Raw genomic sequence first — 25,351 nt, 5'->3', positions numbered from 1 at the left:
CATTTGTGCGGTGTATTCCTGTTCCTCGTGTGAGGTGGAATGCGCCAGGTCCTTTCTACGGTGGCTGCCGGAATGTCTCTAGCCGCAAGGAACGGCTGGGAGGCCTTGGCGCGACGTAGTCCCGTCCTGTGGTTGACGCTGTGCGGCGTATTGCTGGTCGCCGGAATCTTCGCCGTCACGGCCATGGCCGTCGGCGAATTCCGCGAGCGGACCCTCGCCAACCGCGAACGCGAGCTGGAAAACACGGTGCAGCTGATCGCGCGGCATTTCGATCAGCAATTCGAAGACTCCGACGTCGTCGCCGCCGATCTGATCGGGCAGATGAACCTGGCCGACATCACCTCCCCGGCAATGTTCCGCGAGCGCATGTCCGGACCCGACACGAACCAGATGCTGCGCGGTAAGATCAGCTCCGTGTCCCATCTGGGCGACATCGCGATCTATGATGCCGACGGCGAGCTGATCAACTGGTCGCGGGCCCACCCGCTGCCCAAGATCAATGTTTCGTCCCGGGCCTACTTTCAGACGTTCAAGACAAATCCGCAGTCCGAAACGGTGCTGCTGGAATCCGTCCGCAGCTTCATCATCAACAAATGGACCACGATCGTCGCACGCCGGTTGACCGGCGCCGACGGCACCTTCCTCGGCGCGATGGTGCGCCGGATCGACCCGGACAGCTACCGGCAGTATTTCGCGTCTGTCGCGCTCGCCGAGGGTACGGCCATCTCGCTGTTCGACCGCCACGGCAAGATGCTGGCGCGCTATCCGCATGTCGAAGAGCTGATCGGGCGCAACCTCAGGGATGCGCCATTGATGCGGAAGGTGCTCACCAAAGGCGGCCAGCAGACTCTCCGCGTCAGGGGCCTCATCGACGGCGAGGAGCGGCTCGGTTCGGCGGCGTCGCTGACGCATTTCCCGCTGGTCATCGTCGGCACCAACACCACGGCGGCGGCCCTTGCGGACTGGCGGCAGCACGACCGGCTTCATGGTCACGACTGCAGCGCTTTCAGCCGCCGTCATCGTGCTGATCCTGTATCTGATCATCCGCCAGATCAACCGGCAGAACCGTGAGGCGCAGGAGCGGATCGAAGCGAAGCGGCTTCAGCTCGACACCGCCCTCAACAACATGTCGCAAGGGCTGATCCTGTACGACGCCGCCGGTTACATCGTCACCTGCAACCGCCGCTACGCCGACATGTTCGGCCTCTCCCACGACGTCATCAAGCCGGGCTGCCACATCCGCGAGGCGATGTATCATCGCAAGGAGCGCGGCGCGTTCGACGGCGATGTGGAGGCATTTTGCGCCGACGTCATGAGGATCGTCGCCGAAGGTACGGTCTCGACGAGAATTCATCAGTTGGCCAGCGGCCGCGCCTTCCAGGTCATCAACACGCCGCTCGCACAGGGCGGATGGGTCGCCACGATCGAAGACATCACCGAGCGCCGCAACCTGGAACAGGAGCGCGACCGCAACTACACCTTCCTGCGCGAGATCATCGACCATATCCCCTCGCAGATCACCGTGAAGGATGCGCGCACGCGGCAATATCTGCTGCTCAACGGCGTTGCCGAACAGCTGTTCGGCAAGTCCCGCCAGGATGTCGTGGGCAAGACGGCGTTCGACATCTTCCCCGAGGCGCTCGCCGTCCGTATCACCCAAGACGACAGCAGTGCGCTGGAATCGGCCAGGGGATTGTTCAAGGACGAGCACGCCTGGCAGATGCCGGGCACGGGGCCGCGCTACATCACGTCGAGCCGGATCGGTATTCGCGATGAGGCCGGCGAACCGCGCTATCTCATCCATGTCATCGAGGACGTCACCGAGCGCCGCCGCGCCGACGAACAGATCGCGCATCTGGCGCACTACGATGCGCTGACCGACTTGCCGAACCGAACCCTGTTCCGCGAGCAGATCGAACGCGAGCTGGCGAAGGTCGCCGGCGGCGAGCAGTTCGCGCTGCTCTACATCGACGTCGACGAATTCAAGGGCATCAACGACTCGCTCGGCCATCACGTCGGCGACGAGCTGTTGAAGGCGATCGCGGACCGTCTCCGCGGCTGCCTCAAGCCGGGCGACCTGATCGCGCGGCTCGGCGGCGACGAATTCGCGGTGATCCAGACCGGGATCGAATCCCCCGCCGACGTGCTGTCCTTCCTGACGCGGATCTACCAGGCGATCCGCCAGCCCTATCGTTGTCTCGGCCATCAGCTCTCCACCGATGCCAGCATCGGAATTGCGCTGGCGCCGCAGGATGGCGCCGATCTCGATCAGCTGATCAAGAACGCAGACCTTGCAATGTACGGCGCCAAGGCCAATGGACGTCGCACCCACCGCTTCTTCGAGCCGGAGATGGATGCGAGCGCCAAGGCACGCCTGAGCATGGAGCTGGATTTGCGGCAGGCCCTCGTGAATGGCGGCTTCGAGATTCACTATCAGCCGCTGGTCGACCTGCGCACCAACGAAGTCTCTGGCTGCGAGGCGCTGCTGCGCTGGCGGCATCCCGAGCGCGGCATGGTGTCGCCCGCGGAGTTCATTCCGGTCGCCGAGGACACCGGCCTGATCAACGAGCTCGGCGACTGGGTGCTGCGAATGGCGTGCAACGAGGCCGCGACCTGGCCGGCGCATGTGCGTGTCGCGGTCAACGTCTCGCCGGTGCAGCTCAAATGCGACACGCTGGCGCTGCGGATTGCGGGCGCGCTCGCCGCCTCCGGGCTGAACCCGCGTCGGCTCGAGCTCGAGATCACCGAGGCCGTGCTGATCCGCGACGACGAGGCGGCGCTCTCCATCCTCCATCAGCTCCGCTCGATCGGCGTGCGCATCGCGCTCGACGATTTCGGCACCGGCTACTCCTCGCTGAGCTATCTGAAGCGCTTCCCGTTCGACAAGATCAAGATCGACCGTTGCTTCGTTGCCGACATCGCAGAGGCGAGCGGCTCGCCCGTGATCGTGCAGGCGGTGGTGAACATTGCCGCCGCCAGCAGCATGACCACGGTCGCCGAGGGCGTCGAGACCGAGGCACAGCGCGACATGCTGCGCGCGCTCGGCTGCACGCAGATGCAGGGCTATCTGTTCAGCGCGCCGAAGCCGGCCAGCGAGGTGCGGAAGCTGTTCGGCCCCGGCGACTCCGCGCCCGTGGCTGCGGTGGCCTGATGGCGAAGTCGAGGACACTTCCGGCCCCAGCCCTTGACGTTGCGGATTCCTACGCCGTGCGGCTGATGCAGCACCTGGTGGTGCCGACCTTCGTGATCGACCCCAAGCGCCGCGTGGTGATCTGGAACAGGGCTTGCGAGCGGCTGACCGGCGTCGCCGCCTCCGAGGTGATCGGCACCGGCAAGCACTGGCAGGCCTTTTACGAGACCAGGCGCCCTTGCCTTGCCGACCTCGTCGCGCTCGACCGTCCCGAGCGGCTGCCGGAATATTATTCGGAATATGCCGCGCGCGGCCATAACGGGCTCGGCTTTTCCGCGGAGAACTGGTGCGTGATGCCGAAGCTCGGCAACCAGCTCTATCTCGCCATCGACGCCGGTCCGATCCACGACGAGGCCGGCCGGCTGATCGCGGTGGTGGAGACGCTGCGCGACCTCACCGACCAGAAGCGCGCCGAGATGGCGCTGAAGGAGCTCGCCACCAAGGACGGGCTGACCGGCCTGGCGAACCGCCGCTCCTTCGACCAGATGCTGTTGGGCGAATGGGCTCGCGCCCAGCGCACGCAGAAGCCACTGGCGCTGCTGTTCGTCGATGTCGATCATTTCAAGCTGTTCAACGACCGCCACGGCCACCAGAGCGGCGACGAGTGCCTGCGCGCGGTTGCCGCTGTCGTCAGCCGGCACGCGGGGCGCCCGCTCGACCTCGCCAGCCGCTATGGCGGCGAGGAGTTCGCGCTGATCCTGCCGGACATGGATTGCGACACCGCCTGCAAAGTGGCCGAGGCGATCCGCTGCGCGGTCACGGCCTTGCAGATCGCCCACGGCGCCACGGGCGCCGGCGACCACGTCACCCTCAGCGTCGGTGTCGCCAGCCACATCCCCGGCGGTGCCGACGGCGGCCCCGACCGGCTGCTGGGCGCGGCCGACGAGGCGCTCTATGTGGCCAAACGCCTCGGCCGCAACCGCGTCATCTGCGCCGAACGGGTGCTGGCCGAATTCGCCGCCCTCGGCCGGGACGCGGCAACGGTTCCGGCTCCCTTCCGGCGCAAAACGGCTTGAGTTCGATCCGGCGAGAAGCGGTTGCCCGCCCCTCGCCAATCGGCTAAATGAAATCCCACTGCACCCGTAGCTCAGCTGGATAGAGCGTTGCCCTCCGAAGGCAAAGGTCACACGTTCGAATCGTGTCGGGTGCGCCAGTAAAATCAAGTATTTAGTTGATTTTAGTTTTTCCTTCGGTCTGGCCGGGTAAGCACCGGGTAAGCAGCAGGATTGCCATCGTGATACGCAGAAGCCTTTTGCTCGCGGTTGTGACCGCGTCCATCACTCTCACTCAAGCACTCGCATGGGACGGCACCAACACGACAACCGGCGCAAGCATTGAGATTGAGCGAGGCCAACTCGTTCGATCCGGTCGGACCATTGAAGTGTACGACAGCGAGCGCGGCTACAAAGAGTATGATGTGGACAGCATCCGGCGGTACGGCCGATCCGTCGAGATCGAGGCTACGGATACCGAGACTGGAGAAAGCGCCACACTCGAAATGGATGGAGACTAGGTTTTGTAGTCTTCCGGGCGCTCCAATGCTTTTCTACAGGGGGGCACCCAAACCAACCGTGGAGCGTGCTTGGCCTTTTTCTCCCAAACAAGCCACGCATACCCCGTCGCGGTGGAAGCCTTTCGGTCGAGCCTACCTTTCACCATTGGCACGCGCTCAGTGAACTGAGCGAACTTGGTAGGTGGGGTGCGCTCGAAAATTTCGCGATAGCGCCCCACGCTCTCGATAAATACAGTTCGCGCCAGAATAGCCACGCCATGTCGAGCTCCGATGAGCGCTCGCTTGATGAAATCCTCTGCGAGCCTGAACGGAGGATTGGTGATCACCCAGTCAACAGAACCCGCCTCCAAAGGAGCGGAAAGGAAGTCCGCAACAGAGCCGTAGCCATAAGCATGGATGTCTGACGCCTTTACCTTCCCGAAGTACTCCCTGAGCGGCTTCGCCATATGTCCAGCCCCGCACGCGGGCTCAAGGCAGCTCAGCTTGCGAAATGGGCCGGCGTCGGCAATCACATGCTCAAGGAGGGCTCTTGTGGCCCAGGGTGGCGTTGGGAAATTATCGAGACTGTCTGCTGCTTCAACCCGCTGCGCCATTACGGCATGCGATGTATTCTGCATTTTACCCCTCAGATCCGCTCCAGCAGCTCGTGCAGCTTCTGGCGGAAGTAAGCATTCGCGGTCTCAACCAGATCGTACACGCCGAAGCCAAAGTGATCGTTAAGCTCGACTCCAATCAACGAGTACGGGCGGGGCAGTGACCGAATCCCATAGTAGAAGATAACACGGGCCTCTGCCTTAACGGGCTTCAACTTGAACGTTTCCCCATAGCTCTTGAGGAGCATCTGCGTGACCGTGAGGTCCCGGCGGATCGATCGGATTTTGCCGGCGTCGAACGCGCCGTTCCCCCGCTTGATCTCGTAGGCGCGAAGGGTCTTGTCGGCGTCGTCAAACGCGATCATGTCGATCTGCAAAGTCCGCACAGCATCGCCGTACGGTAGCGTGGTTGATGAGTAAGCCTCTTCGGATTGTTGCCCTACGATCTGGTCGGCGGCTCGCGAGACCTTGAAGGCATCCTCCCTCCAAACCTGATGCCGATTGCTTTCACGAAGACTCTCTCTGATGGCGACTTCGAGAATCGCGCCATGACGCTTGTAGGCCGAGCTGATAATGCTGGTTTGACGGGAGAATTTCTCGCCTGAAATTGGATCGACCAAGAAGCGCTGCGATGCCAGTCTGGAAATCGTTAGATCAACAACGGGCGTGACTCTGTCGAGGTAAGCCATAACCGGGAATGCTGCCTGCTAGAAATGAGGCAACACTACAACGCAGAAGTGCTTGCGTACTCGCTTTTCTAAGAAATGGTTAACTCAGGCACCAGATCGAGCTCGCCGGCTATCCACGATCCGCAAAAGGTGGCTGGCGATGATCAGCATCTCGGCAGCTTCCCTTGGATCAGACAAATCAACGTTTCTATGGCTCCGCGGGTTCTTAAATACGCTCACGGCACCAGACATGAATTGCTGCATGCCTTGTCGCTCGCCGGCCGGGTCCGTCGATAGCATTAATGGGCCGCTTTCAGCATTGAACGCCTTGGCCACCATGGGCATGCCATGAGCCTCTGCTGGCAGGCCAGCCGCTTCTCGTATCGAGGTCTCGACTAACTTGAACGCCTCGAAGACGGCGGCGTCGTAACGACCGATCTTGAATATCTCCGCTGACGCGGCTCTGACATCTGGATGTAGAAGGAAATCGGGGAGCAGGCGCTCGATTTGAAGCCGCTCGAGATCTGCTTGCGGTTCAAATTTGATACCTGTCCGGCTCAAGACATACCATACCCCATGCGGCTGACTTAAGTCGGGCACCACCAGCAGCATCTGCTGCGCCCACATCATCCCCTCAGAAATCCGTTGCATCAGCCACGGCGGCGAGCCTTGGTTTGCAAACCGATGATTGACTTCTCCCTGGAAGTTATGCGGTGAAAAGCGCGCTCCTTGAGTCTGCATGTGGAGCACAATCGCAATACCAACCTGCTCTGGTGACGCGCAGTTCACCTGCTCAATTGAGCTAAAAGACTGATCGAAAAGCTTCGGCAATGTGAGCCCCTCATACTTGGCTAGTTCAGTCCCAAATCCATTTCCCAATCCACCTTCAGCGGGCCATCGCGTCTAGCACCAAAGAGGTCCCAAACTTCCCGTTCGATCACATCATGCGTCGTTGGAAAGCCCCGCCGAGCTGCCAGTGAATATGGTCCTAAGACTGCCGATTCCCAAGGAATGCTTACCCAAGTATCGAAGTGACCATTGCTGTGAGGTATCGCGGGATTGCCGGATTTGTGGAACTTACCATGAATAACGTATTCGATATCCGGACGGCCGAGCCACCGCCGAATCCATTCGGCCAAGAAGAAACTCTGAGCGACAATGGCTGAATACCATGCTGGATGGAAACGATTGTCAGCGTGCACGACGAGCAGCGTAATAAGCCCGTCCGCCCGTATCGATACCTTAGAAATGTTCGTCGAGTATCCAAAACCGTACGAGACGGATCGATATCCCCTCTTCCATTCTGTGGTCCAGTTAGGAAGCTCGACCAAGCTTCTGAGATTTGGCTTAACTGATCTGACCGGCTTGCGATGAAAGACGTCCGGCAAGTTATCGATCGCAGCATCGTCTGAGCTTATCAGAGAAAGCTGGAATAGTAGCCCGTTCGCGCAATCCAATGCCTGGTTAGTGTCTGGCTGCATCAGATGCCCAGACCTCCATTGGTGCGCGGCTTCATCAGAGGCGGCAAGCTGCTCATCGGCGATTTTCGCAATGCGCTCAAGTCGTGTTCGACGCTCGTAGAATATCGACTGTATGTCCCTCATAGTAAGGGGCTCAGCGTTACTGCCCCGCCGTACATAGGCATTCGATGGACGCCCGAAGCCGTGAGGCGCCGACGGTGATGGGCCGATGCGCAAGAATATAACGCCGGCGCCGTCAGCAATCTCAACGCCGCGCGCCTCGAGCATAGGAATAGGTGGATCAATGACGCTTCGGAGGGATTGGACCAAGCGATCGGCACAATCATGGACAGCTGGGATAAGCGGTTCGAAGACCGACTTAGCGCGCCTCGGATTGTCGTCCGTTTCTTCGATGCCGATTATGACTACGCCACCGTAGGCGTTGGCGAACGCGACGACCTCCTTGGCTATATCGTCGCGGGCAATACCTCCGATCGAGCTTTGGTCACGCATCCATCGATCGGCTCGACCATCGTTCGTAGCCAGCGCTCTCTTCAATTCGAAACGCGGCCCTTCCTCCGTTTGGGAAGTTATGAGGGCATCGATGTGGGTCGCTGTAATCGATTCAATTGGCAGCTCGAATATTTCGGAAGTCATATTTACCCCCTAATCAGCCCACGCTTATCAAGGATATTTTTCCATGTTCGGCTGGCAGTGTGCACCAGGTAGAGATCTGCCATGTGCTTTGCCGTGCGCAAATTGACCAGTGGGGTATCATTTGGGTCACCCCGCGTTTTGAGAGATTGAAACACCTTCTCGCGGTGCTGCGGCTCTGGCATGAAAGGTGCGAAGCCGTGATGGAAGCACGCTTCAAATTCATCTGGCGCCCCGTTCCACCCGCCGTAATGACGCAACGCTCCAGCGAGGCTCCTCACAAACTCATGTCGGGCCAAATCATCGAAGCGATAAAAGGTGTCCGACTTCGCAATCATTGCGAGTCCGTTGAAGTACGGAGCAAAGATTGGCTCAGCTTCGGCTTCCGCCAGCGGCGCATACGCCATCATGCAGTGTAGAGCGTTATCAATATGCGCATCCGTTAGTGCGACAGCTCGACCGTCATCCCAGAAGGTCTCTGGTGTAACGAGATCCATCGGTCGGTTATGCTCAAGGTCGCGAACCTCTTTAAACATCTTTTGCTGGAAGCCCGGCCGCTGGAACCAAAAATAGCCAAGGCTTCCGATGCTGATGCATGCCACAGCTAACTTGCTTAGGCTGATGAGCCTGCCAGCTAGATCCTGAAGAGGTCGATTGTCGTTCAACGATATCTGAAGGGTGAGGGCATCCTTCTTTCCCGTCCAGAGAAATTGGACCGGTTCTATACGATCGTTCCATCTCGCTAAAATTTTCGGCCGGAGCGAATGCGATGGTGTATAAACAGGGGCGTTCGCCCTCCATTTCGGCTTGGCTGCTCCGGAAGCGGCGGCAGGCCTCGCGAGTTCTGCCTTCAGAAACTCTTCGGCTTCTGCGTCAAGTCGCGCCATCTCGGCTCGAGCCCAGACGACCCAATCTCTTGGTTTAGATCCCAAAATCTCAAATTGCCGAAGGAAGCTCGGACTAAGTAAAGTGCGCGACCGGTCCTGGTCGGCCATGGTGTCTAGAAACCACGTCGTAAGTTCGTCTACCTCGACCGCGGTATCTCTCGACTGCAATTCATGTTCTAGGCGAGACCGGGCAAGCACGAGAATCTGATCGGCGTCGTCCTGCAGAACGTTCTCATGGGGCGGCGGATCTGCCAGATCCGCGTTCGTATCGACATAGAGCGAGTCCAGTCGCATTCTATGGGCTCGTTCCGCAAATTGCCGAGCTTGCTCAAAATCCGCCGGATCAAGCCTGGTTAGTGGAGACCAAACCGCCCACTGTAGCTTCCGGCGGTGACTATCAAACCAGCGATCAAACCAATCACCATCCGAATGCGCATTCGGTACGGATTTCGCCGCCACCATGCTGGCTTTCCCGACCTCCTCAAGAGCAAGCAAACCAAGGTGATAGACAATATGCGGCCAACTCTGCGTTTCGTTCAGGCGATGAGCAGCTTCGATCATCCCGTTGGCTTGATCCAAACAAAGCCGCCAAATATGCGACGCCGGACCGCTCATACCCTTCGCCCCAACTTTTTGGTTGATGTCCTTCGATAACTCAACCTATGATTCGGTCGATTGTAAACTACCGCGTTCGCGGAACACCTCTATCGGAGAGCGCAGGTGACGAACGATATATCTTACCGTGTCGCGGCTTCTGGCGATGCTGCCGGTGCTCTCAAAGTCTTCGCTGAGGTCGCCCCCGAGGTCCCTACGGCTGTTCGTTCAGGGACGAAGGAGTTGATCGAGCGCTTGGTCGCAACTGGACAGTCGTGGGTTGCGACCGATGACACCGGCTCAATAGTTGGATATGCGTTAGCTGAAGGTGACGATAAAGCGATCTGGCTGGTTTACCTTGGAGTTTCCAAGGCTGCGCGAAATCAGCGCGTTTCCTCTTCGCTCATAGCGAGATTAAAGGAGACTGGAAGGCCGATCGACACCGATGTTCGCTCCAACAACACCAGCTCAATGGTTGAGCGCTTTGAGCACTTCGGGTTTGTCAAAACCGACGTAAATAAAGACCGCACAAAACTTCGATGGGAGAAGCCAGCGAGCCCGCCAGCGTGAACTGGCGGGCTGACCGAGCTACGCTTGGCAGCGCAGAGCGAAGGCGCGAATTTCTCGCTCAAGCTGCTCGATCGGTTCGCCCCTACAAAGCAGCTCGCCATTGGTTGTGAGTACCCGGCTCCTCACCAACAGGCCCGCGAGTGTTGCGGCCTTGATGCGGAGTATTTTTCGGCCAACTACTCTGGTGCGCTTGCAGGCCGCGCACCACGCCCCATGGGCCGCTCTGTGGCCCGTCTCAGCGCTGGCGGTTTCCCAAGCGCCATGCCACTCGCGGAACTCCTCCGTCGAAAGAGTCCGTCGGCGCTCGTCTGTGCTGGCGAAATCCCGCCCGAATATCTCGTCTCTCCGCGCCTCGGTTGCCGCATGAAGGCGCCGGCTCTTGCGCCGAAAGGTCGCTTCCTCCCGGAGAAGTTGCTCGTACCGCTTTCCGAGGCTTAACAACTCCGCGTCGGGATTAGCGATGAGGGAAGGCACTTCTTTCACGTTTGGCGCCGGCCTCGCCGCGAGGAGGCTGGGCGGAATAGCTGCGCCTGCGACTGCGGCGGCGCCAACGAAAACGTTCATCAGTGATCTCCTGCTTACTGCCCCGGGCACAGGAATGCTTGAGCAGGCGGATGGTTCTGACCGCGCTGATCCGGGCTGACATGCGTCGGGCCCGCTTTCCTGCTTGTGGGAAGATGATGAAAATAGTCCGGCGCCCGTGGCGCCATTAGCTACCGCGTTGCTCATGTCGTTTCTCTGTATTGCGGATTGATGGATTGACCGGGCATCGCCCGTGCCCGGTCTGTGACAGACGGCAAGCCTAGGGTTGCTTCACCTCCTTCCGAGCTTGCCAGCCGAACAGCTGGGGCCATAGGGGATCGAAGTGCTCGCACAGGTCCTGAAACGCGACCTGAGCTGCGCTCTCGATCAGCTCGACGTGCAGGCGCGGCCAAACAGCTGTCGCCTGAACCTGGGGCGTCCAATGGGCTGAGTTGAAGCCCTTGCGCACGCCTTCAAGGGTATCGTGGAAGTAACCCTCACACTGACCGACCGTACCGAACCTGAGCGCGAGCACGCCGATCTCACGCTGCTGTTCGAGCGATAACTGGTCCCATGCCTTGCCGGCATCGAAGCTGGCCAGCTCATTGAATGTAGGCAGCCGGTCAGATAGGGGGATTTCGTCGGTATCGTCGGCTACCTCGGGTGCGGTGGCATTGGAAGTGCTGCGGCGCACGACGATGATTGTACCGGCGTTCCATATCGCCACACGACCGTGTTCGCCCTTGCTTAGAGACACTTCGACCTTGCCGCGTGGCGTCGCAACGCCAGCGCTCACGCTGAGGACGGTTTCGCCCGAGCCAGTAACGTCGCCCTTCAGCAGCAGGCGAGCCGGAACGCGAACGCGGTCGATGTTGGTGGTAGGGGAAAGCATGCCCTGCTCCTTTATGCCCAATGCTGCGGGGGAAGTTCGAAAGCTGGCGCCATACCAGTCCGCGCAACACGAGCCTCAGCGAAGCCGCTGCGCATCTGGAGCGCGAGGTAATAGCTATAGGGTCGGTTGACGTGGTGAGCGCGACCACGGCAGGCGAGTTCGTGGGCATAGTCCGCCCTGGCGCGAGCGTGGGCCTCGGTCATGATCTTGGAGCGGAGTGCATTGGCCGACGAGCGCGGCTTCGTGCTAACGGAAGCTTCGCGGCAGCCCAAAGCTGGGGTGGGGATGAACTGCCCGGCCTGCTGATCTGTGAGGAAAGGGGCAGACATAGCTCCGCCGTTCACCGGAGAGGTGCTGTTGCTCATCTGGGTTGCCTTTAGGTTGCGGTCTTGATACAAAATGGATCATATCAATGATCCAAAAAGTGTCAAGCAGGAATCGCGATGATTTCGATCGAACAGATAAGAGCGGCGCGTGGACTACTGGGTTGGTCTCAAACCGACCTTGCGGAAGCGGCCGGACGATCGCTGCCGACCATCAAGCGCCTTGAGCGCGAGAGTGATGACGGCTCGGCCGTGTCCGAAGATGTTCGGGATGCAGTCCGCGCTGCGCTCGAGAAGGCCGGCGTCGAGTTCATCCCGGAGAACGGCGGCGGAGCCGGCGTGAGGATGAAGAAGCGGAAGCGTTGATTTTTTTATTCAGAGGTACCCCACCCCTTTTGGGGCCCCAGCCCTCCGACTTGCGAGCAACAAAAGGGCATTTCCTGGGGCCGGATAAAATCGGCCGAACTTACCCACTCCATAAAAGAGGGAATTATTTTCCCCGATAATGCACGATTCACCTGTTCTTGAAGGGTAGAAAAATCATCGTGAAAATCGAAGTAAATCGAATTTTCGGGCTCGCGCTGGCAATTTCCGTTCTGCCCGCTCCTCCGGTTCGTGCGGACGACCTAGTCGGGCAGGCCAGCGTGATCGATGGCGACACGATCGAGGTCCACGGTCAGCGCATCAGGCTCTGGGGTATCGACGCCCCGGAGAGTGATCAGCTCTGTCGGAACGATGAAAGCAAGCTGTACCAGTGCGGGCGCGTCGCGGCGACGGCGCTCGCCGGTCTGCTATGGGCCATCAAGCGGCCCGTGAGTTGCTCTCCGGTTGACCGAGACCGGTACGGGCGCACGGTCGCGACCTGCACACTTGGAGGGCCTGGCCCCGATATCGGACACTGGCTTGTCGCGAACGGACACGCGCTCGATTGGCCGAGGTACTCCAAAGGCAAATACGAGGATGCGCAGCACAGCGCAGAGAAGGCCAACCGCGGGATCTGGGCTGGAAGCTTCGTTGAGCCGTGGCAATACCGCGCTTGCCTGAAGGACGGCGGCAGACCGGCTGCGTGCTCTGACGAGGTCAACGATCGCCGCTGATCAGACTGCCGGCTATTTGGGCTCCTGGAGATTGGGCCGGCCGATCTTTGCCGTGAGCTCGGCAATCCGCTTGTTGTCCTTCGCCTTGATCGCCTTTCGAAGTTCCTTCAGATCGTCTTCATCGAACCCAGCGCGTCGGCGCGTCGGCCTTTGGGCAGAGGCCTTGGGCGCTGACCCAAGTCGCTCGCCGAACCTGCGCTTGGGTTTCTCTGTAGTTCGACTGAGGACAAGATCTTCCCAACTGGCGGCCAAGCCCTTTGTCTGCCTCGATCGTGGTCGGGCTGGGGGCGGAGGGCGCCTTAGCTCCTCGAGCGTCCTTATGCCCCGCTCGATTACTCTCTCGGAATGCATCCCGCCGAAGGCCGGATCCTCGCCAAGGAGCTTATGTGCCGCCAAGCGGAGCGCGCCCTTCACAATATCGTCGAAGCCGTCCTCACGGCGCCAGCGACGATAGCGCCAATCATCGTCCGCCGAATGATCCATTTCGGCTTGCGGCAAGCATAGCGCCTCCTGCAACTCCGCGGCGGACATCCCCCGATCCGCCTGTTTCTCGAACTTGTTGATCGCCTCCACGACGAGAGCTAGACGGCGGATGAGATAGACCGCTTCCGTGTCGTTGCCCGCAATCGTACGAAGCAACGCGGCGGCGAATTGAGACAGTGCGTTCTGGACCTCGCTCTTGGCCAGTTCAATCTGTCGATCAGCGCGAGCATTCGGGTTGGTGCTGACGAGCCGCAACTTAGGAGACTTCTCCTCCTCGTTGTCATCCTCGCCGCTTGCCACGAAGCGTCTCCTTCTTCCGGGCCCCAGATGCAGCTTATGACCTAGGCTACCTACTTGCCAGATCTTCGCACTGAGCCGAAAACATGCCTTTGAATTTGCTTACGAAAGCGAATTTAATCCCCTGGGGACGAACAGCCCGCCATTGCGAGGACGTGGCTGTTGCTTTCGCTCGCCCGTTCCGGTTGAATCTCCTCTAGGGGGGCTTTGCCATGAACCGATTGCATCTAGTCTATTGCCCTGTACTGCGCGTTTCCGCCCTGCTTGCCGCGGTGGTCCTGTCGGGCTGCGGCGTGGTCCGAAACGTTCAGGCCAACAATTCGTACGACGCCTCAGTAGCTGCCTATAAGGACTGCCTGGCTCGCTCAGGAGCCACCGGCTGCGAGGCTCAGAGGCTCGCAATGGAGGCCGACAGGCAGCGGGTCGAGGTGGCAAGCTTGAGGGGCGGTGGAGGGGGCAATGCGCCCTACGTCCCGCCAGTCGCAGCGACAAGAGTCGATCCTGTGGTGTGCAACACCATGCGTACCGGCATCATGAGCACCACCACATGCAATTGAGGCTGCGCTCTCTTTTCCCAGCATTGACCCCGCCAGACCGGCGCCACAAGGTTACGGCAATCCAGAGAGGGCGAGCGCTATCCCTCGCTGCCGGAAATCACCTCAAACAACCGTAGAGCCGCTTCGAGAGAGGCGGCTTTTCCAATCACCTCAATGCCAGCTTCGGGGTGATCTGAGCTGGTCTCATAAATGAAATAGCCGAACTCGCCACCAAGGCCCTTACCCCCGGCCTCTTTGTACAGTTTGGCTGGTAGCGGTGATATACATATCGACCTTTGGTTGTCGATTCGTTTTGTAAGAAAGATATCATCCATGGGCACCACCGAAGATAAACCGAAATTCAATTACCGAGCGACGCCGCAACTGTCAGCCAACCAGATGGCTGAATATCTCAGCCCTTCGACTTCATCGACGCGGCGCACTGGCATCATTCGCGATGCTCGCTTTCCCAAAACTTCCATCGTCGCACAGTACGCGAGGGGTCGCGAAGGACTGGTTAACTTCCTTGGAGACGGGACGCGAAGCTACGGCCACTTGGCCGATGCAGTAATAGCGCTGGAAAAGCGAGAAGCGAAACCCGGCGCATCCGCTTGGATGAAGCGCGACAGTCGCGGCTCGATCGAAGCAATCGAAGCATTCCAGCATCATTACAACAAGCTTGGATTTCGCAAGCTTGATTGTCGCGCCGTGCATGGCCGTCAGCCCCTTCTTGATCTCTGGCCGACTAGAATCAGCGTTTCCCTTGACTTCACCATCCATCGCCCGACGACCGGAAGCAATAACGCCGTTGGCGCCGCTGTCTTGCTGTTCTCCAAGGGAGAGACCTCGACGAATGCTCGCGTTGAGCGCTCGAAGATCATCGCCGGGCTGATCCATACCTACGTGAGCCGGTTCCTCGGAGGCCTTGGAGATCCCGACCCCTCGCTCTGCTTCGCGGTCGATGTTTTTGGCGGGCTTGCCCACAAGCCGCCGGGGAGTTTCGTCAAAAAGCTTCGGAATGTTGCCGATGCCTGTGACGAGATTGCCGCGCGCTGGCGCACTGTTCGGCCGCCAGCCGGATACGACGGGCCCGACCCCGACTGAGCCGGTGGTCAATAGTGGCTCATTTCGGCCAGTACCCTCACGCTTGGGCCGGTGGGAACGCCCGCATCTGACGCAGAAGAGCGGCGATCTCTCGCTTCTCCGCGAGATACCTCGCCGAGTACCGCCCGTGCTTGAAGGCATTCTGGTTGCCCTTCGGAGCCCCGGGAGAAAGACCTCCGTGCATCCGGCAGCGCCCGTTAGGCATTGCCGGCGACTGGCAGGGCTTCCCGTTTCTGCTCTTCGTTCTCGCGCCGCACCGGGGAGCATTCTGCATATCCAATAGCATGGGGTTGAGCCTCCAAATTTTTCATAGACCCCCCTGGGGTCACCTGGCCGACGATCGCTTGGCCGCCCTGGTAGACGTGCACATGCTCTACGACGACCTTCTGTTGCCCCTTGCCGCGGTACTTCGATAGCGCTGCGGCCTGCTCTGCGTTCGCTTTCGTCAGCTTGGCCGCCAGCGTCAGATTCATCTGCTTGCCCTCGACACTCTGATCCGGAAGCATCGCCCGGCGATAGCATTCCATGGCAGCAGCGTGAGAAGCGAAGAGCTGGGCAGCCATCATGCCCTCGATGGTGTCCTTCGGGTTCACCCCCGCCATGAAGGCGAGAATGGCCGTCCTCTTGTCGTCCAGGTCCTTGCCCGGCTGCGGGTTACGACCGTACCAAGCGGTACTGATTACCTGATTGCAGAGCATCAGATTCCACTGATCGGACTTCGACCCGCCAAGGTGTCTTAGCTCAGGCACGCTGTTGTCGAGTTCGTCCGGAGGGGGGCAATAGGCAACGTTCGCCTTGGCCTCTGGCGATATCGTGAGGGCCCGCTCGGCAGAGGTAGCGTTCTTCTTGACCTTGCGTGCCACATCAGCCTCCTCCGGATCGCCGACTTCCTCGTCAGGATCGCGCGTGTGAGCGATGGTCGAATACAAGCGAGCTCGCGGCTTGCCCGGCTTCGGTTGTTTGCTTGCGCCGTGCGCCTCGATCTTCTGAGTCCATCTTGCCATGAGATCACCGCGCCCGCCGCGCCCGGATTGACCAGGTGGCCGTGGTTGCGGTGCCCGTGTAGTCGGCTCGCGCGTTGATGTAGAGCGTGGTTGTGGAGTTGAGCAGCGCCTGCGTCGGCGCAATGGTGAAGCCATCGCCATGGTCGGTCATAGCTGGCACGCGCTCATGCAATACGATCGACGTCCCATAGGGTGCCGCGATGCTAGCGCTGGTCGCAGAAAGTGATACGTAATAATCGGTCGTGCTCGTACCACCGCCAGTGTTGAACTGCACCATGGCGCTAACGTCCCAATCGCCGGCCGTGAGAGGGATGGAGCCGAGAGCTGTGCCCGTGCCGGTCGTCAGCGAGCCAGACGTGCCGCTCGCGGAAATGACCTCTCCGACCTTGCCCGACGCTGCCGCGCTGTTCGACGCGATACCGGGAAGATTGCCGGTGTCGATACGAATGTCATTCGTGGAATTGGTGATGCCATTTGAGAGCGTAAAAGCTCCCGTGTTGCCTGCGATGCTCGAGACACCTGCGGCGGCAGCCGCGGCCCACGTCCCATCACCGCGCCAGAACGTCGAGCTTGTCGCTCCAGTGCCGCCATTCAGATTCGATACAGGCAGATTGCCAGTAACGCCGGTCGGGAGAGGCAGGCCCGTGCAATTCGTCAGCGCGCCAGAGGCCGGCGTGCCAAGAGCACCACCAACGAAATAAGCCGCGCCAGTGCCGTCCTCGTCAGTCAAGGCAGCCCTGAGATTGGCGCTCGATGGCGTCTGAAGGAAGGTCGCAACACCCGTTCCGAGGCCCGTGACGCTGCTAATCGCCGGGGTGACGGTGACGTTCGAGGCAGCCGTTGTTAGGCCCTTCGCATTGAGCGTGATCTGGGCAACCTGCGTTGCACTGCCGAAGGTGCCGACATTGGCATTGACGGTCGCGAGAGTGGTTGCGACGGCGCCAGCCGATGAGGTCACATCGCCGGTCAGCGCCGGCATCTGCGCCGCATCGACGGTGCCGGCAACAGTGTGCGCATCGTTCCAGTCGGCCAGATCCACCTCAACGGCATCGTTGACGGTCCCACTGGTAATCTTGGCGTGGGTGATCGCAAGCGTCATTCAACCACCCATGTCTCAGCTTGCGCGGCCTTTTGGTCCCAAAGGCCGCTGCTGCTACCCGTATCAAAACGGGGGGTTCTGTCGAATCCGTTGGGATCGAACCCGCGGACACGTCGCACCTGCTGGGTCCAGGTTTTGGACTGCGGAGGGATAGGCGTCCAAGTCACTTGCCGCCTCCAGCGTCAAATACGCCGCCAGCAAACACGGCACGGTCAAAGGTGGGCTTGGGGCCAACTTGTAGACCATCGCGCTTCTCGCCGACGGGAGAGCCCTCGTGCGCCTGAAGGCGGTCGACCAACGCTTGTCTGATGTAGTCTGATTTTGATTGGCAACGTTGGCTCGCCGCCCTGTCGATCGCCTTTGACAGGTTCGCAGGGGCACGAAATTGAATCAGTTGCTCGAATGCGCCAAGGTCGTCCATCGCTCGTCCTCATGCAGATTGCATGAGACTGTCAGTACGAGGGCTGTCCGATCTCCGCCATGTCAACGTTGCTGATTTTGCGGGCTTTTTTGATTCTGCGCCGTCTTCGCACGCGCGTATTGGTCGCAAAACTCCAGAGATGGTGCCTGCTTCGTCTCCAAGAAGCGCCCGCACTGCAGATCTTAGCTAGGTGACCGGCTCCCATCTAGAATTGTGAAGCACTTCATATAATTTGCGCCTGGGCGGGCTCTAGGCTTTCCGGGCAACCTATCAGGAGAAAATTATGGCCCCACGCTCCTCCCTCGGCATTCTTACTTGCGTCGCCGTGATTTTAGGGAGCCTTCCGGTTGACTCGCTGGCCTCGCCTCCTTGGTACGGCAACACTCCCGGGTGCCTGTTCAGCTACTAATTGTGACCTGACAAAGCAGGCAGTCCGCTCCTTCATCAAAGTTGAGCGCGTCAGCTCCAACGTAATGCTATCTTGATCTAAGTCGCAAATCACTAGTGACCGGAAGCCGAACGTAATCCCTAGCGGACCCCTGTTGGGGACTATCTCCTCGCGGCACCTCTGTTGAATATCAGCTGAAAAGCGCGTCGAGGAAACTTCGCTTCGAAACGGCCCTTCAGGCAGGTCAGGACGACGGATCAGGTCGTTTAGATTGGTAATCGAGATTCCGTCAGCCACGGACCTTTCGATGGCTTCAATCGCTAATGGCGCGGCAAAGCCGGAAAAAGTAGCGACCAAAAAACGCAGCCGATCATCCATGCGGAAGTCTTTGCCCGACGCGCTGGAGAATGCCACGGTATTTCCCGCAGGTCTCGGACTTACTCTTACCCACACGCTCCCCGCTCCCGTTCCAAGTCTGTCCTTCCATTCTTGGAGGCAGGTTCGCAAAGGGTTTGCAGGGATTATTGGGCAAGGCACATGTCCTGACCTGCACGACCACAAGGCGGCCGAATAGCTTGCTCGAAGTACTAAGGAGCCGCCCTCGACCGAAGTTGAAAGCCCATCAACGGTAGAATACACGCCGCATTCATCCCTCGGGATGTCGGATATGCTATTTCGTGCATATTGAGAGATGATGCTCCGAGCACCCTGGATATCGATAGATAGTCTTTCGGTCAGTCTCGCTAAACCGCGAGGCTGAGCGATCAAAGAAACTGCTCCGCTTGTGTTGAAGTTCGTCACCCTATTTAGAAAGAACCGACTTTCTTGCTTCGGCTTGATTGCTGTTGGACCTAACTGACAGGGAACGGCATTTGCCGGAGGGCACGCGACGATTATCGCGCTCAACCAGACGAGGAAACTGCTTCGCAACCTACTTGCCATGATAGAGCTCACATTCGCGTAAGCACTCTCGATATGCAGGGTTGCAGCCACTGGGGCCGCGGCACCAGTCCTTGCTGCACTGCTCGCAGCATTCCTGATACTCTCGTGCTCGAGCCTCGTTGTCCGGCGCTCCGCACCGGCCGCCTCGGCACTCGATGCTGCATTTTGCGCCCGTTAAGAACATCAGGGAAGCTATGGAAATCGCAACTTTCATCCACCTTCGATTAATATGCATAGCGGATGCATCCGTTGGTCGTAGCAATGATCGAGCGTTCGGCTCCGAACCTCAGTTCGTCGACAACGCCTCCCCAATCAGCTTGGAGGTCTTGATTATCAAGAAAAACGGTAACCACTGACGTGGGTTTGAGCACAACGTCAGCCCCCTCTCTTGAATAAGTCGCCACCAATCTCGCTGGTATGTTGAAGAAAGCTGAGATCTCACGGTCGCCCGCAGATACAGCCTTTCCTATTTGGCACAGGCCTATTCCTTGGTTGGATATTTTCCCTTGCACGAACCTAGTATCGCCGCGTCGACAGGGATCGTTGCTCACTGAAAAGTTCTGCATGAACTCACGAACGCGTACCCTGTTGGGGTCACGATCTAATGCTGCTCTCAGCCACCGAAAGCCTTGCGATGCTGTAGATCCAATCTCGCTGGATAATCGGAGGCAGAGGGGCGAAAGAGGGTTCTCGCATTCAAGAACGCATCTCTGGGCTGCTGCCGGGGATGCCAGAAAGAGTAGAATGGAGATGATGAAAAGGCGCATGGCAATAACAACTCAGCTGAATCTCAGTGAGGAAGGTTGATCAAAGACACTGTTTGCTCAATAGTTGAAAGGAAAGGCGGTCATTCTGCATGCAACCGTGGCGCGAGACAAGGGGTTTTGTTGTCGTGTTTGGGTGAAGCAGAGATGACTGCTACCGCAGCCAGGCGCAAATATCTGTTGAACGGCTTGTAAGCCACCAAGTCTGAAAGCAATACCCGACGGGTCCTATGCTTCCGGTCGAGAGAATGAACACCTCACAAACACTCAGTGCAGGTCTTCGTTTTGTAGCGCCGTGCTATCGAGATGATTCACGCTACTTGGGAAGCTGATCCCCATGGCTTACAGTAGGCATTTTCAGGTCGATGCCTCCATGGCACGCACCCCACTCGCAACTCTCAGCGATGCGCATATCATTCGGGATGTTTGGCTCGTTCTTCATTTGTTGCCCACGCGATCCGGGGCGTTTTAGAATCATGGTAATGAAGCGATCCTTTTCATACGCGCTAGTCGTAGCCCTTAACGGCGCGCTTTTTGAAAAATTCACTTTTAGCTGCGAAATACGGTCCAAGCGAAAGCTTGTCCGTTAGTCCGGTTCTTGCATTGTGAATCCTTCCGCTCTGAAAAACTACGTCGACTGCAAGTACCGTTCAACCTCCTCCTGGTCCATTCGGTTTGAGTCCGGAAGGCCTTCGCCTAGGAAGACCGAAGCGCTCGAAGTATTGAGCAACTTCCGAGCCCGAGTGGTCGCCCGCATGGTACGCAGCAAGAGCCGCCATATCGCCATCCAGGAACATGGCGAGAGCGACTTGGCTGACGACCCAAACGCCGCCTCCGACACGGCGACCGAGACCATGCTGGGGGCACCAATTCCGGATCGTCGTTTCTGACTTGCCGGCTCTCTTGGCCGCCAGCGCCAGGCTAATGCCCTCCCGGGGATCGTACGGTGTGAGCACCCTCCATGTGGTCTCCTCAGCCGATTGCATGCTGACCTCCGCACAGAAGTACGGCGCCGGACATCGGCTTGCGTCGATACGTCAGCGTCGAGCCGGACAGCCGCCGGAAAGCCGCCGTCTGATCGGTCAGCCCAAAGACAGTCGCGCCTCCAAGTAACATCACCAGACCCATTACGTCGTATCGGCATCCTGGCGAGACGGCGTGAGCGCCGAATAGGTCCAGAGCGGTCCAGCCAAGATTACGAGCCGCGCTGCCCCAGCTCGACAGGAAGGCGTCGGCGTCTTCGACCACCTGAAACCATCGGTCTGCGCCAGCCCATTCGGGTGCTTGCATTCGTTTCAGCTCCTTCAGAATTGCATGCCATCCGGCGGGATTGTCCTCGAACACCAAAGCTGTTCGCCCCTCTTCAAAAATAGTGGTGGCAGTGGGGACACTGGGGACACTCCGCGTAACCACCTCAATTCTCTGGATTTTTCTGTCCCCACTCGCCGGCAGGGGCTGTCCCCACTCGTTTTCGAGTGGGGACACGATCGTCTCTTGAGTGGGGACAAAAAAGTCGTTGTGCCGCAAACACTTCTCGGGAGTGTCCCCACTGCCACCACTGTCCCCACTCGTTTTGATGAGGGCCACGATGTCCCGGGAGAAGGCTTGCAAGTCATGCTTCATTTGCATCCTCCAGGAAGGTCGACCGGATATGGTAGAGGCGCATCTTCCCGTGGTCGGGAACGCGAACTGACTTCGCCATGTGGGAGCCTTCGCCCTCGATGTAGCCCTTCTGCCTCAGCGTCGCTGCCACGCGCCGCGGGTCGAGACCGGCGCAGATTTCCTTCCACGCCGTGGTGGTGACGTAGAAGTCCCAGCCATCGCCCATCTGCTCTCTGAAGCCGGCGACATCGCGCGCCTGCATCCCCTTGGGCGCATTGTCTTCCCACGCGGGGATGAAGCGTGACATTCCGTCCTTCAGGAGGAAGGTTCTCACCTGCTCCATGCCGGCGGCCGTCTCGGCTGCTTCGTGCCCGCCGCGTGCTGCGAGCCATTGCTCGAAGCACAGGGCTGCTGCCTTCACGGCGTCTCCCCGCGACCAGGGCAAGATCTCGTACAGCGTCGCGATCTCGCCGCCGGCAGCGATGAGCCCGAACCGCTGGGCCACGCGCCCGACCTGTCCGTCCGCTCCTGCCGGCACATAGGTGTCGCAGAAGCTCTTCACGACGTCCTTCACGGTCTTCCGGATGTCCTCGATGTGCGGAACGACGGCCGCCAAATACTCCCTCGCGGCGACTCCGTAGTGCTGCTGGGTCGCGGTCTTCAGGTGAACCGCGAGGGCGTCCGGTGAGGCGAGCCCGTGCAGCTGTTCGAACATACCCATCCCGGCGCCGGCATCTGCCGACACGTCTACGATCCGGATCTGCTGACCGGCTGCTAGGCGCTTGCCACGACCATCCTCAGCCACCTTATCGGAAAGGCCGATTTCACCCGACGACAGGAAGAGGACGCGCCACTTCGCTGCTCGACGGGCAGAGCCGTCGCGCGTGCTGCGGGACTTACCCGAGCCGTTCGCGAGCATGTAGGCGGCTTCTCCGGCATCCTTCGCCGCCAACTGGGACAGCTCGTCCAGGCACAGCAGCGTGTCGCAGTGCGCCAGTGAGACGCCCTCCAGGCCGTTGGCCGTCGATCGCCACGAACGGATGTAGCCGTTGGTATCGCCGCCGCCCCAAACGCTGCCGGCGACATGCAAGGCCGTGCTTTTGCCCGTGGATGAGGCGCCCTTGAAGTGAACGCCGCCGCCCTCGGCCGCGCACGGGCCCACCAGCGGACCTGCGAAAGCGGCGGACAGTGCCAGCACGAGCCGGCTGTTACCGACGGCGTACCGAGCCACGTTCTGTCGCCAGCTCTCCAGGCTGCCCGCCTGACGAAACGGGTGTTCGTGGGCAGACGCGCTCTGCAGCAGCAAGAGATCTCGATCATCAACTGCGAAGCACTCGTCTGGCATGACGAACGAGTTGCCGTGCCAGCCCACGCGCTGGGTAGCCCGAGCGCGCTTCGGCGATCTCACCTGAAGCAGGAACGAGTTGAACAGGTTGCGAGCGGTGTTGCTGGGCGAGATGAAGAACCCGCCATCCATCAGGATCCGGCGCGCCTCCGAGCCGTCGCCAGCCAAGGTCGCCCGCGGCAGCGCGAACTGGTGCTCGCGGCCATCGTGATCGCGCCAGCGCAACAACACGCCCCAGCTTGCCCCTTCCGTGTCACGGGTTTCCGCCACGACATCGAAGTGACCGGCAACCAAGATGGCGGGCTTGTCCAGATCGTCCGGGTTGCTCCACATCAGTCCCCGATCAGAGAAGCTGTAGCCCACCGGCAGGGCCGACTTCTTCTCGGCCTGGGCCTGGATGTGCTCCTCTTCCTGGCTCATCTCTTCCGTTGAGGGCTTCCATTCCTCGGTAGCCCCAGCCCTCTCCTCGAGATCTTGGAATGAGTGCCCGGCTTCGAACCAGTCGGACACATCCTGCTTCTTTTCCAGCTCTCGGAACCGCACGACACGGACGCTCTCAGCGACGCCGAATGCGAGCGCCGCTTTTGCATCGGCGTGATCCGATCCCTCGTCATCGTTGTCGGCCAGGATCACGAGATGCTTGCCCGCGAAGTACTGCTCGCACCCGGCCGGCAACCCGTCGCCGACCCCGCCGAACGTGATGGCGCAGCCGCCGCGCCTGCCGACGGAGTCCACGTCCTTCTCGCCCTCGGGCCAGAAGACCGTGGTCGAGCTGTCGAGATCCCCAGTCACGTAGGGGACGGACTTGTAGCCATCGGGCTTGCGATACTGCCAGCCCGTGGTGCCATCGACATCTGCAACGCGATAGGCGTTGAAGGCCCGCTGCTCACCCTTGGTCATGATCTTGATGCGAACAGGCACGCTGCCGCACTTGTAGATGTGCCGTCGCTTCTCATTGTCACGCGGGCGCGGCCCCTCGTCACCGGCCACCATGAAGCGAGGCTTGCCGTCGTCATCCGGCTTCGTCCGCGCGGGGAACACAGGCACGTCCTTAGCTTCGGCCGGCGTCGCCGCGACGTTCGCGGTCACCTTCGGCTGGGGATCGCGCACGTTCCCGGTCAGGTTGATCGTACCCGTGGGCTGGACGTTCAGCATCGATGCGAGCTCGCGCGCCGCATCCAGCTTCGACTTGCCGTCGAGGTACGCCTTGAGATCGATGACGTCGCCGCCCTTGTCGCCGGTGGCGAAATCACACCACACGCCGCTCTTCAGGTTGACCTTGAAGCTGCCCGGCTTTCCGTCGTTCCGGGTCGGGTTTCGCGCAACCCACTCGCCGGACTCGCGGCGTCCGCCAGGCAACAGCTTGGGGATGACGAAGTCCAATGCGCCGAGAGCCGCTGAGCTGACGGCCTTGAAATCGACGCGCTGGGCGTTGTTGAAGCTATTCATGATCGTTCCCATTAGCGGGGTTCTCCCGCTGAAATCTTTGCGGCGCGCCAGCACTGGGCCGACATACCGGACACGTTCTTGCATCGCGTTCCGTCTGGCTCGATCTCGCCTTGCAGGTGGAGCTCGGAGATCCGCGGCCTGACACTCAGGAAGCTGATCTCGAGGCGAGCGGCGATTTGGTCCGGCGTGAAGCTTGCCGGATGCTGCGATCGGAGGAACGCAAGGACGCGCTCGCGAACGGTGGTGGCACGCTCCGTTAGCTTCTGCGCCGCCTCGCTGCTCGGACCGATGGCTTTGAAGCCGGGGCTGTCGGGATAGCTCATTGGCGCACCTCGCTTCCGAGACCCGCCAGGCCGGCGATCAGATCAGCCAAGGCCGGGTGAACGCGGTAGCGGCGGGCTACGAACAAGCCGGCTCGGCTGCTCGGCTGCAGGACGGTGACGCGCCATGAGAAGAGCGGCAGGTCAGAAACGGATTGAGATTGCTGGATGCGTTTGCTATGTCTTTTCATACTAAGGTTTCCAGAGAAGCCCGGTGCGCACGATCGGATCCGCCAAGATGTGGATCGTGCAGCCGGGTTTTCTTTTGAGGGATGGTGGTCAGGCGACGCGGCGAACCTCAGAGGTCGACCTGACCAGCGGTCCGATCTTCCTCTGAGCCCACGCGTCGAGCCCGGAGACGGGGTAAAGCGGGAAACGCCCGGCGAGCCGAAAGGGCGGGCCTTCCGAGCTGATGCAGGCGAGCTTCGCCAGCGTCTTGGGAGAGCAAGGAACGTTGTACGTGTCGGTCACGTACTTGGCGGCATCCTTCCTTCGAAGGTGGCGCTCAGTGAGATGTACTTCTTCGGTGTCCATCGTGGCCTCGCATAATCACGGATCAATCTCCGTGGGTGCGAAGTAAATGGAGCGTCGAGAAATCCGCGGTAAAGATACGCGGCTGAAATCGCTGCGGATT

Annotated in this window: 24 protein-coding genes, 1 tRNA gene and 1 pseudogene; 8 read left to right on the top strand and 18 right to left on the bottom strand. The window is 60.0% G+C overall.

The features are described 5' to 3' along the window. The first annotated feature begins 39 nt into the window (after positions 1–39). The 4 genes and pseudogenes from ABIA42_RS34710 to ABIA42_RS34695 all read left to right on the top strand — a co-directional run bounded on the left by ABIA42_RS34710 (position 40) and on the right by ABIA42_RS34695 (position 4,703). Positions 40–3,151: pseudogene (locus tag ABIA42_RS34710) on the top strand (EAL domain-containing protein). Beyond that, on the top strand, positions 3,151–4,206 hold the full coding sequence (locus tag ABIA42_RS34705) for a diguanylate cyclase (RefSeq protein WP_370116717.1): 1,056 nt from the start codon (positions 3,151–3,153) through the stop codon (positions 4,204–4,206). Before ABIA42_RS34710 ends, ABIA42_RS34705 begins: the two are co-directional and overlap by 1 nt. 60 nt (positions 4,207–4,266) lie before the next feature. Continuing rightward, positions 4,267–4,343: transfer RNA gene (locus ABIA42_RS34700), tRNA-Arg, on the top strand. Positions 4,344–4,424: 81 nt separating this feature from the next. Then, a complete protein-coding gene (locus ABIA42_RS34695; RefSeq protein ID WP_370116719.1) occupies positions 4,425–4,703 on the top strand; it encodes a DUF5334 family protein in 279 nt (92 codons plus the stop codon). Here the strand turns inward: ABIA42_RS34695 and ABIA42_RS34690 are convergent. The 5 genes from ABIA42_RS34690 to ABIA42_RS34670 form a co-directional block, all read right to left on the bottom strand. Continuing rightward, positions 4,700–5,320: an SAM-dependent methyltransferase gene (locus tag ABIA42_RS34690; RefSeq protein ID WP_370116721.1), complete on the bottom strand. Its 621-nt coding sequence runs from the start codon at positions 5,318–5,320 to the stop codon at positions 4,700–4,702. The genes ABIA42_RS34695 and ABIA42_RS34690 overlap by 4 nt on opposite strands. Before the next feature lie 8 nt (positions 5,321–5,328). Continuing rightward, positions 5,329–5,985 carry a hypothetical protein gene (locus ABIA42_RS34685; RefSeq protein WP_370116723.1) on the bottom strand — a complete coding sequence of 219 codons (657 nt, stop codon included), beginning with the start codon at positions 5,983–5,985 and terminating at the stop codon, positions 5,329–5,331. Positions 5,986–6,069: 84 nt separating this feature from the next. Then, positions 6,070–6,795, bottom strand: a complete 726-nt coding sequence (locus ABIA42_RS34680; protein ID WP_370116724.1) for a TIGR02391 family protein — start codon at positions 6,793–6,795, stop codon at positions 6,070–6,072. Positions 6,796–6,815: 20 nt separating this feature from the next. Next, positions 6,816–8,081, bottom strand: coding sequence for a helix-turn-helix domain-containing protein (locus ABIA42_RS34675; RefSeq protein WP_370116726.1), 1,266 nt, complete (start codon positions 8,079–8,081; stop codon positions 6,816–6,818). 2 nt (positions 8,082–8,083) lie between these two features. Then, complete coding sequence (locus tag ABIA42_RS34670) at positions 8,084–9,580, bottom strand: AbiV family abortive infection protein (protein ID WP_370116728.1); 1,497 nt, start codon at positions 9,578–9,580, stop codon at positions 8,084–8,086. Positions 9,581–9,685: 105 nt separating this feature from the next. Between ABIA42_RS34670 and ABIA42_RS34665 the strand changes: the two genes are divergently transcribed. Continuing rightward, positions 9,686–10,129: a GNAT family N-acetyltransferase gene (locus ABIA42_RS34665; RefSeq protein ID WP_370116731.1), complete on the top strand. Its 444-nt coding sequence runs from the start codon at positions 9,686–9,688 to the stop codon at positions 10,127–10,129. An 18-nt stretch (positions 10,130–10,147) separates the two neighbouring features. On the opposite strand, the gene ABIA42_RS34660 is transcribed toward ABIA42_RS34665, so the two are convergent. Both ABIA42_RS34660 and ABIA42_RS34655 read right to left on the bottom strand, forming a co-directional pair. Next, entirely contained in the window at positions 10,148–10,693 is a 546-nt protein-coding gene (locus ABIA42_RS34660; RefSeq protein ID WP_370116734.1) for a hypothetical protein, read from the bottom strand. Positions 10,694–10,931: 238 nt separating this feature from the next. Further along, entirely contained in the window at positions 10,932–11,543 is a 612-nt protein-coding gene (locus ABIA42_RS34655) for a hypothetical protein (RefSeq protein ID WP_370116737.1), read from the bottom strand. 443 nt (positions 11,544–11,986) lie between these two features. Here ABIA42_RS34655 and ABIA42_RS34650 point away from each other — a divergent pair, with 443 nt between their 5' ends. Both ABIA42_RS34650 and ABIA42_RS34645 read left to right on the top strand, forming a co-directional pair. Further along, a complete protein-coding gene (locus ABIA42_RS34650) occupies positions 11,987–12,232 on the top strand; it encodes a helix-turn-helix transcriptional regulator (protein WP_317254595.1) in 246 nt (81 codons plus the stop codon). Positions 12,233–12,417: 185 nt separating this feature from the next. Further along, the gene (locus ABIA42_RS34645) at positions 12,418–12,963 is read left to right on the top strand and encodes a thermonuclease family protein (protein ID WP_370123769.1); all 546 of its coding nucleotides are present in this window, start codon (positions 12,418–12,420) and stop codon (positions 12,961–12,963) included. A gap of 12 nt (positions 12,964–12,975) precedes the next feature. On the opposite strand, the gene ABIA42_RS34640 is transcribed toward ABIA42_RS34645, so the two are convergent. Both ABIA42_RS34640 and ABIA42_RS34635 read right to left on the bottom strand, forming a co-directional pair. After that, positions 12,976–13,746, bottom strand: coding sequence for a hypothetical protein (locus tag ABIA42_RS34640; protein ID WP_370116741.1), 771 nt, complete (start codon positions 13,744–13,746; stop codon positions 12,976–12,978). Positions 13,747–14,377: 631 nt separating this feature from the next. Then, positions 14,378–14,614 carry a hypothetical protein gene (locus tag ABIA42_RS34635; protein WP_370116744.1) on the bottom strand — a complete coding sequence of 79 codons (237 nt, stop codon included), beginning with the start codon at positions 14,612–14,614 and terminating at the stop codon, positions 14,378–14,380. Between ABIA42_RS34635 and ABIA42_RS34630 the strand changes: the two genes are divergently transcribed. Then, the gene (locus tag ABIA42_RS34630; RefSeq protein ID WP_370116747.1) at positions 14,613–15,383 is read left to right on the top strand and encodes a hypothetical protein; all 771 of its coding nucleotides are present in this window, start codon (positions 14,613–14,615) and stop codon (positions 15,381–15,383) included. The two genes, ABIA42_RS34635 and ABIA42_RS34630, sit on opposite strands and share 2 nt — an antisense overlap. A 37-nt stretch (positions 15,384–15,420) precedes the next feature. Here the strand turns inward: ABIA42_RS34630 and ABIA42_RS34625 are convergent, their stop codons facing one another. From ABIA42_RS34625 to ABIA42_RS34585, 9 genes are all read right to left on the bottom strand, one after another. Further along, positions 15,421–15,657, bottom strand: coding sequence for an HGGxSTG domain-containing protein (locus ABIA42_RS34625; RefSeq protein ID WP_370143718.1), 237 nt, complete (start codon positions 15,655–15,657; stop codon positions 15,421–15,423). Beyond that, on the bottom strand, positions 15,581–16,387 hold the full coding sequence (locus ABIA42_RS34620; RefSeq protein ID WP_370116752.1) for a hypothetical protein: 807 nt from the start codon (positions 16,385–16,387) through the stop codon (positions 15,581–15,583). Before ABIA42_RS34620 ends, ABIA42_RS34625 begins: the two co-directional genes overlap by 77 nt. 4 nt (positions 16,388–16,391) lie before the next feature. After that, positions 16,392–17,486: a hypothetical protein gene (locus tag ABIA42_RS34615; RefSeq protein ID WP_370116755.1), complete on the bottom strand. Its 1,095-nt coding sequence runs from the start codon at positions 17,484–17,486 to the stop codon at positions 16,392–16,394. A gap of 163 nt (positions 17,487–17,649) precedes the next feature. After that, on the bottom strand, positions 17,650–17,907 hold the full coding sequence (locus tag ABIA42_RS34610; RefSeq protein WP_370116758.1) for a hypothetical protein: 258 nt from the start codon (positions 17,905–17,907) through the stop codon (positions 17,650–17,652). Positions 17,908–20,973: 3,066 nt separating this feature from the next. Then, positions 20,974–21,624: a hypothetical protein gene (locus tag ABIA42_RS34605; protein WP_370116761.1), complete on the bottom strand. Its 651-nt coding sequence runs from the start codon at positions 21,622–21,624 to the stop codon at positions 20,974–20,976. Beyond that, entirely contained in the window at positions 21,614–24,397 is a 2,784-nt protein-coding gene (locus tag ABIA42_RS34600) for a DUF927 domain-containing protein (protein WP_370116764.1), read from the bottom strand. The genes ABIA42_RS34605 and ABIA42_RS34600 overlap by 11 nt, the downstream gene beginning before the upstream one ends. Positions 24,398–24,408: 11 nt before the next feature. Further along, positions 24,409–24,720, bottom strand: a complete 312-nt coding sequence (locus ABIA42_RS34595; protein WP_370116767.1) for a hypothetical protein — start codon at positions 24,718–24,720, stop codon at positions 24,409–24,411. Next, complete coding sequence (locus ABIA42_RS34590) at positions 24,717–24,908, bottom strand: hypothetical protein (protein ID WP_370116770.1); 192 nt, start codon at positions 24,906–24,908, stop codon at positions 24,717–24,719. Before ABIA42_RS34590 ends, ABIA42_RS34595 begins: the two co-directional genes overlap by 4 nt. Positions 24,909–24,996: 88 nt before the next feature. Beyond that, entirely contained in the window at positions 24,997–25,251 is a 255-nt protein-coding gene (locus ABIA42_RS34585; protein ID WP_370116773.1) for a hypothetical protein, read from the bottom strand. Between the last annotated feature and the right edge of the window lie 100 nt (positions 25,252–25,351).

Origin of the sequence: Bradyrhizobium sp. USDA 327 (assembly GCF_041262065.1) — a bacterium.
GTDB lineage: Bacteria > Pseudomonadota > Alphaproteobacteria > Rhizobiales > Xanthobacteraceae > Bradyrhizobium > Bradyrhizobium liaoningense.
Note: the sequence above shows the minus strand (reverse complement) of the source record. Positions and strands in the feature narration are given on the sequence as shown.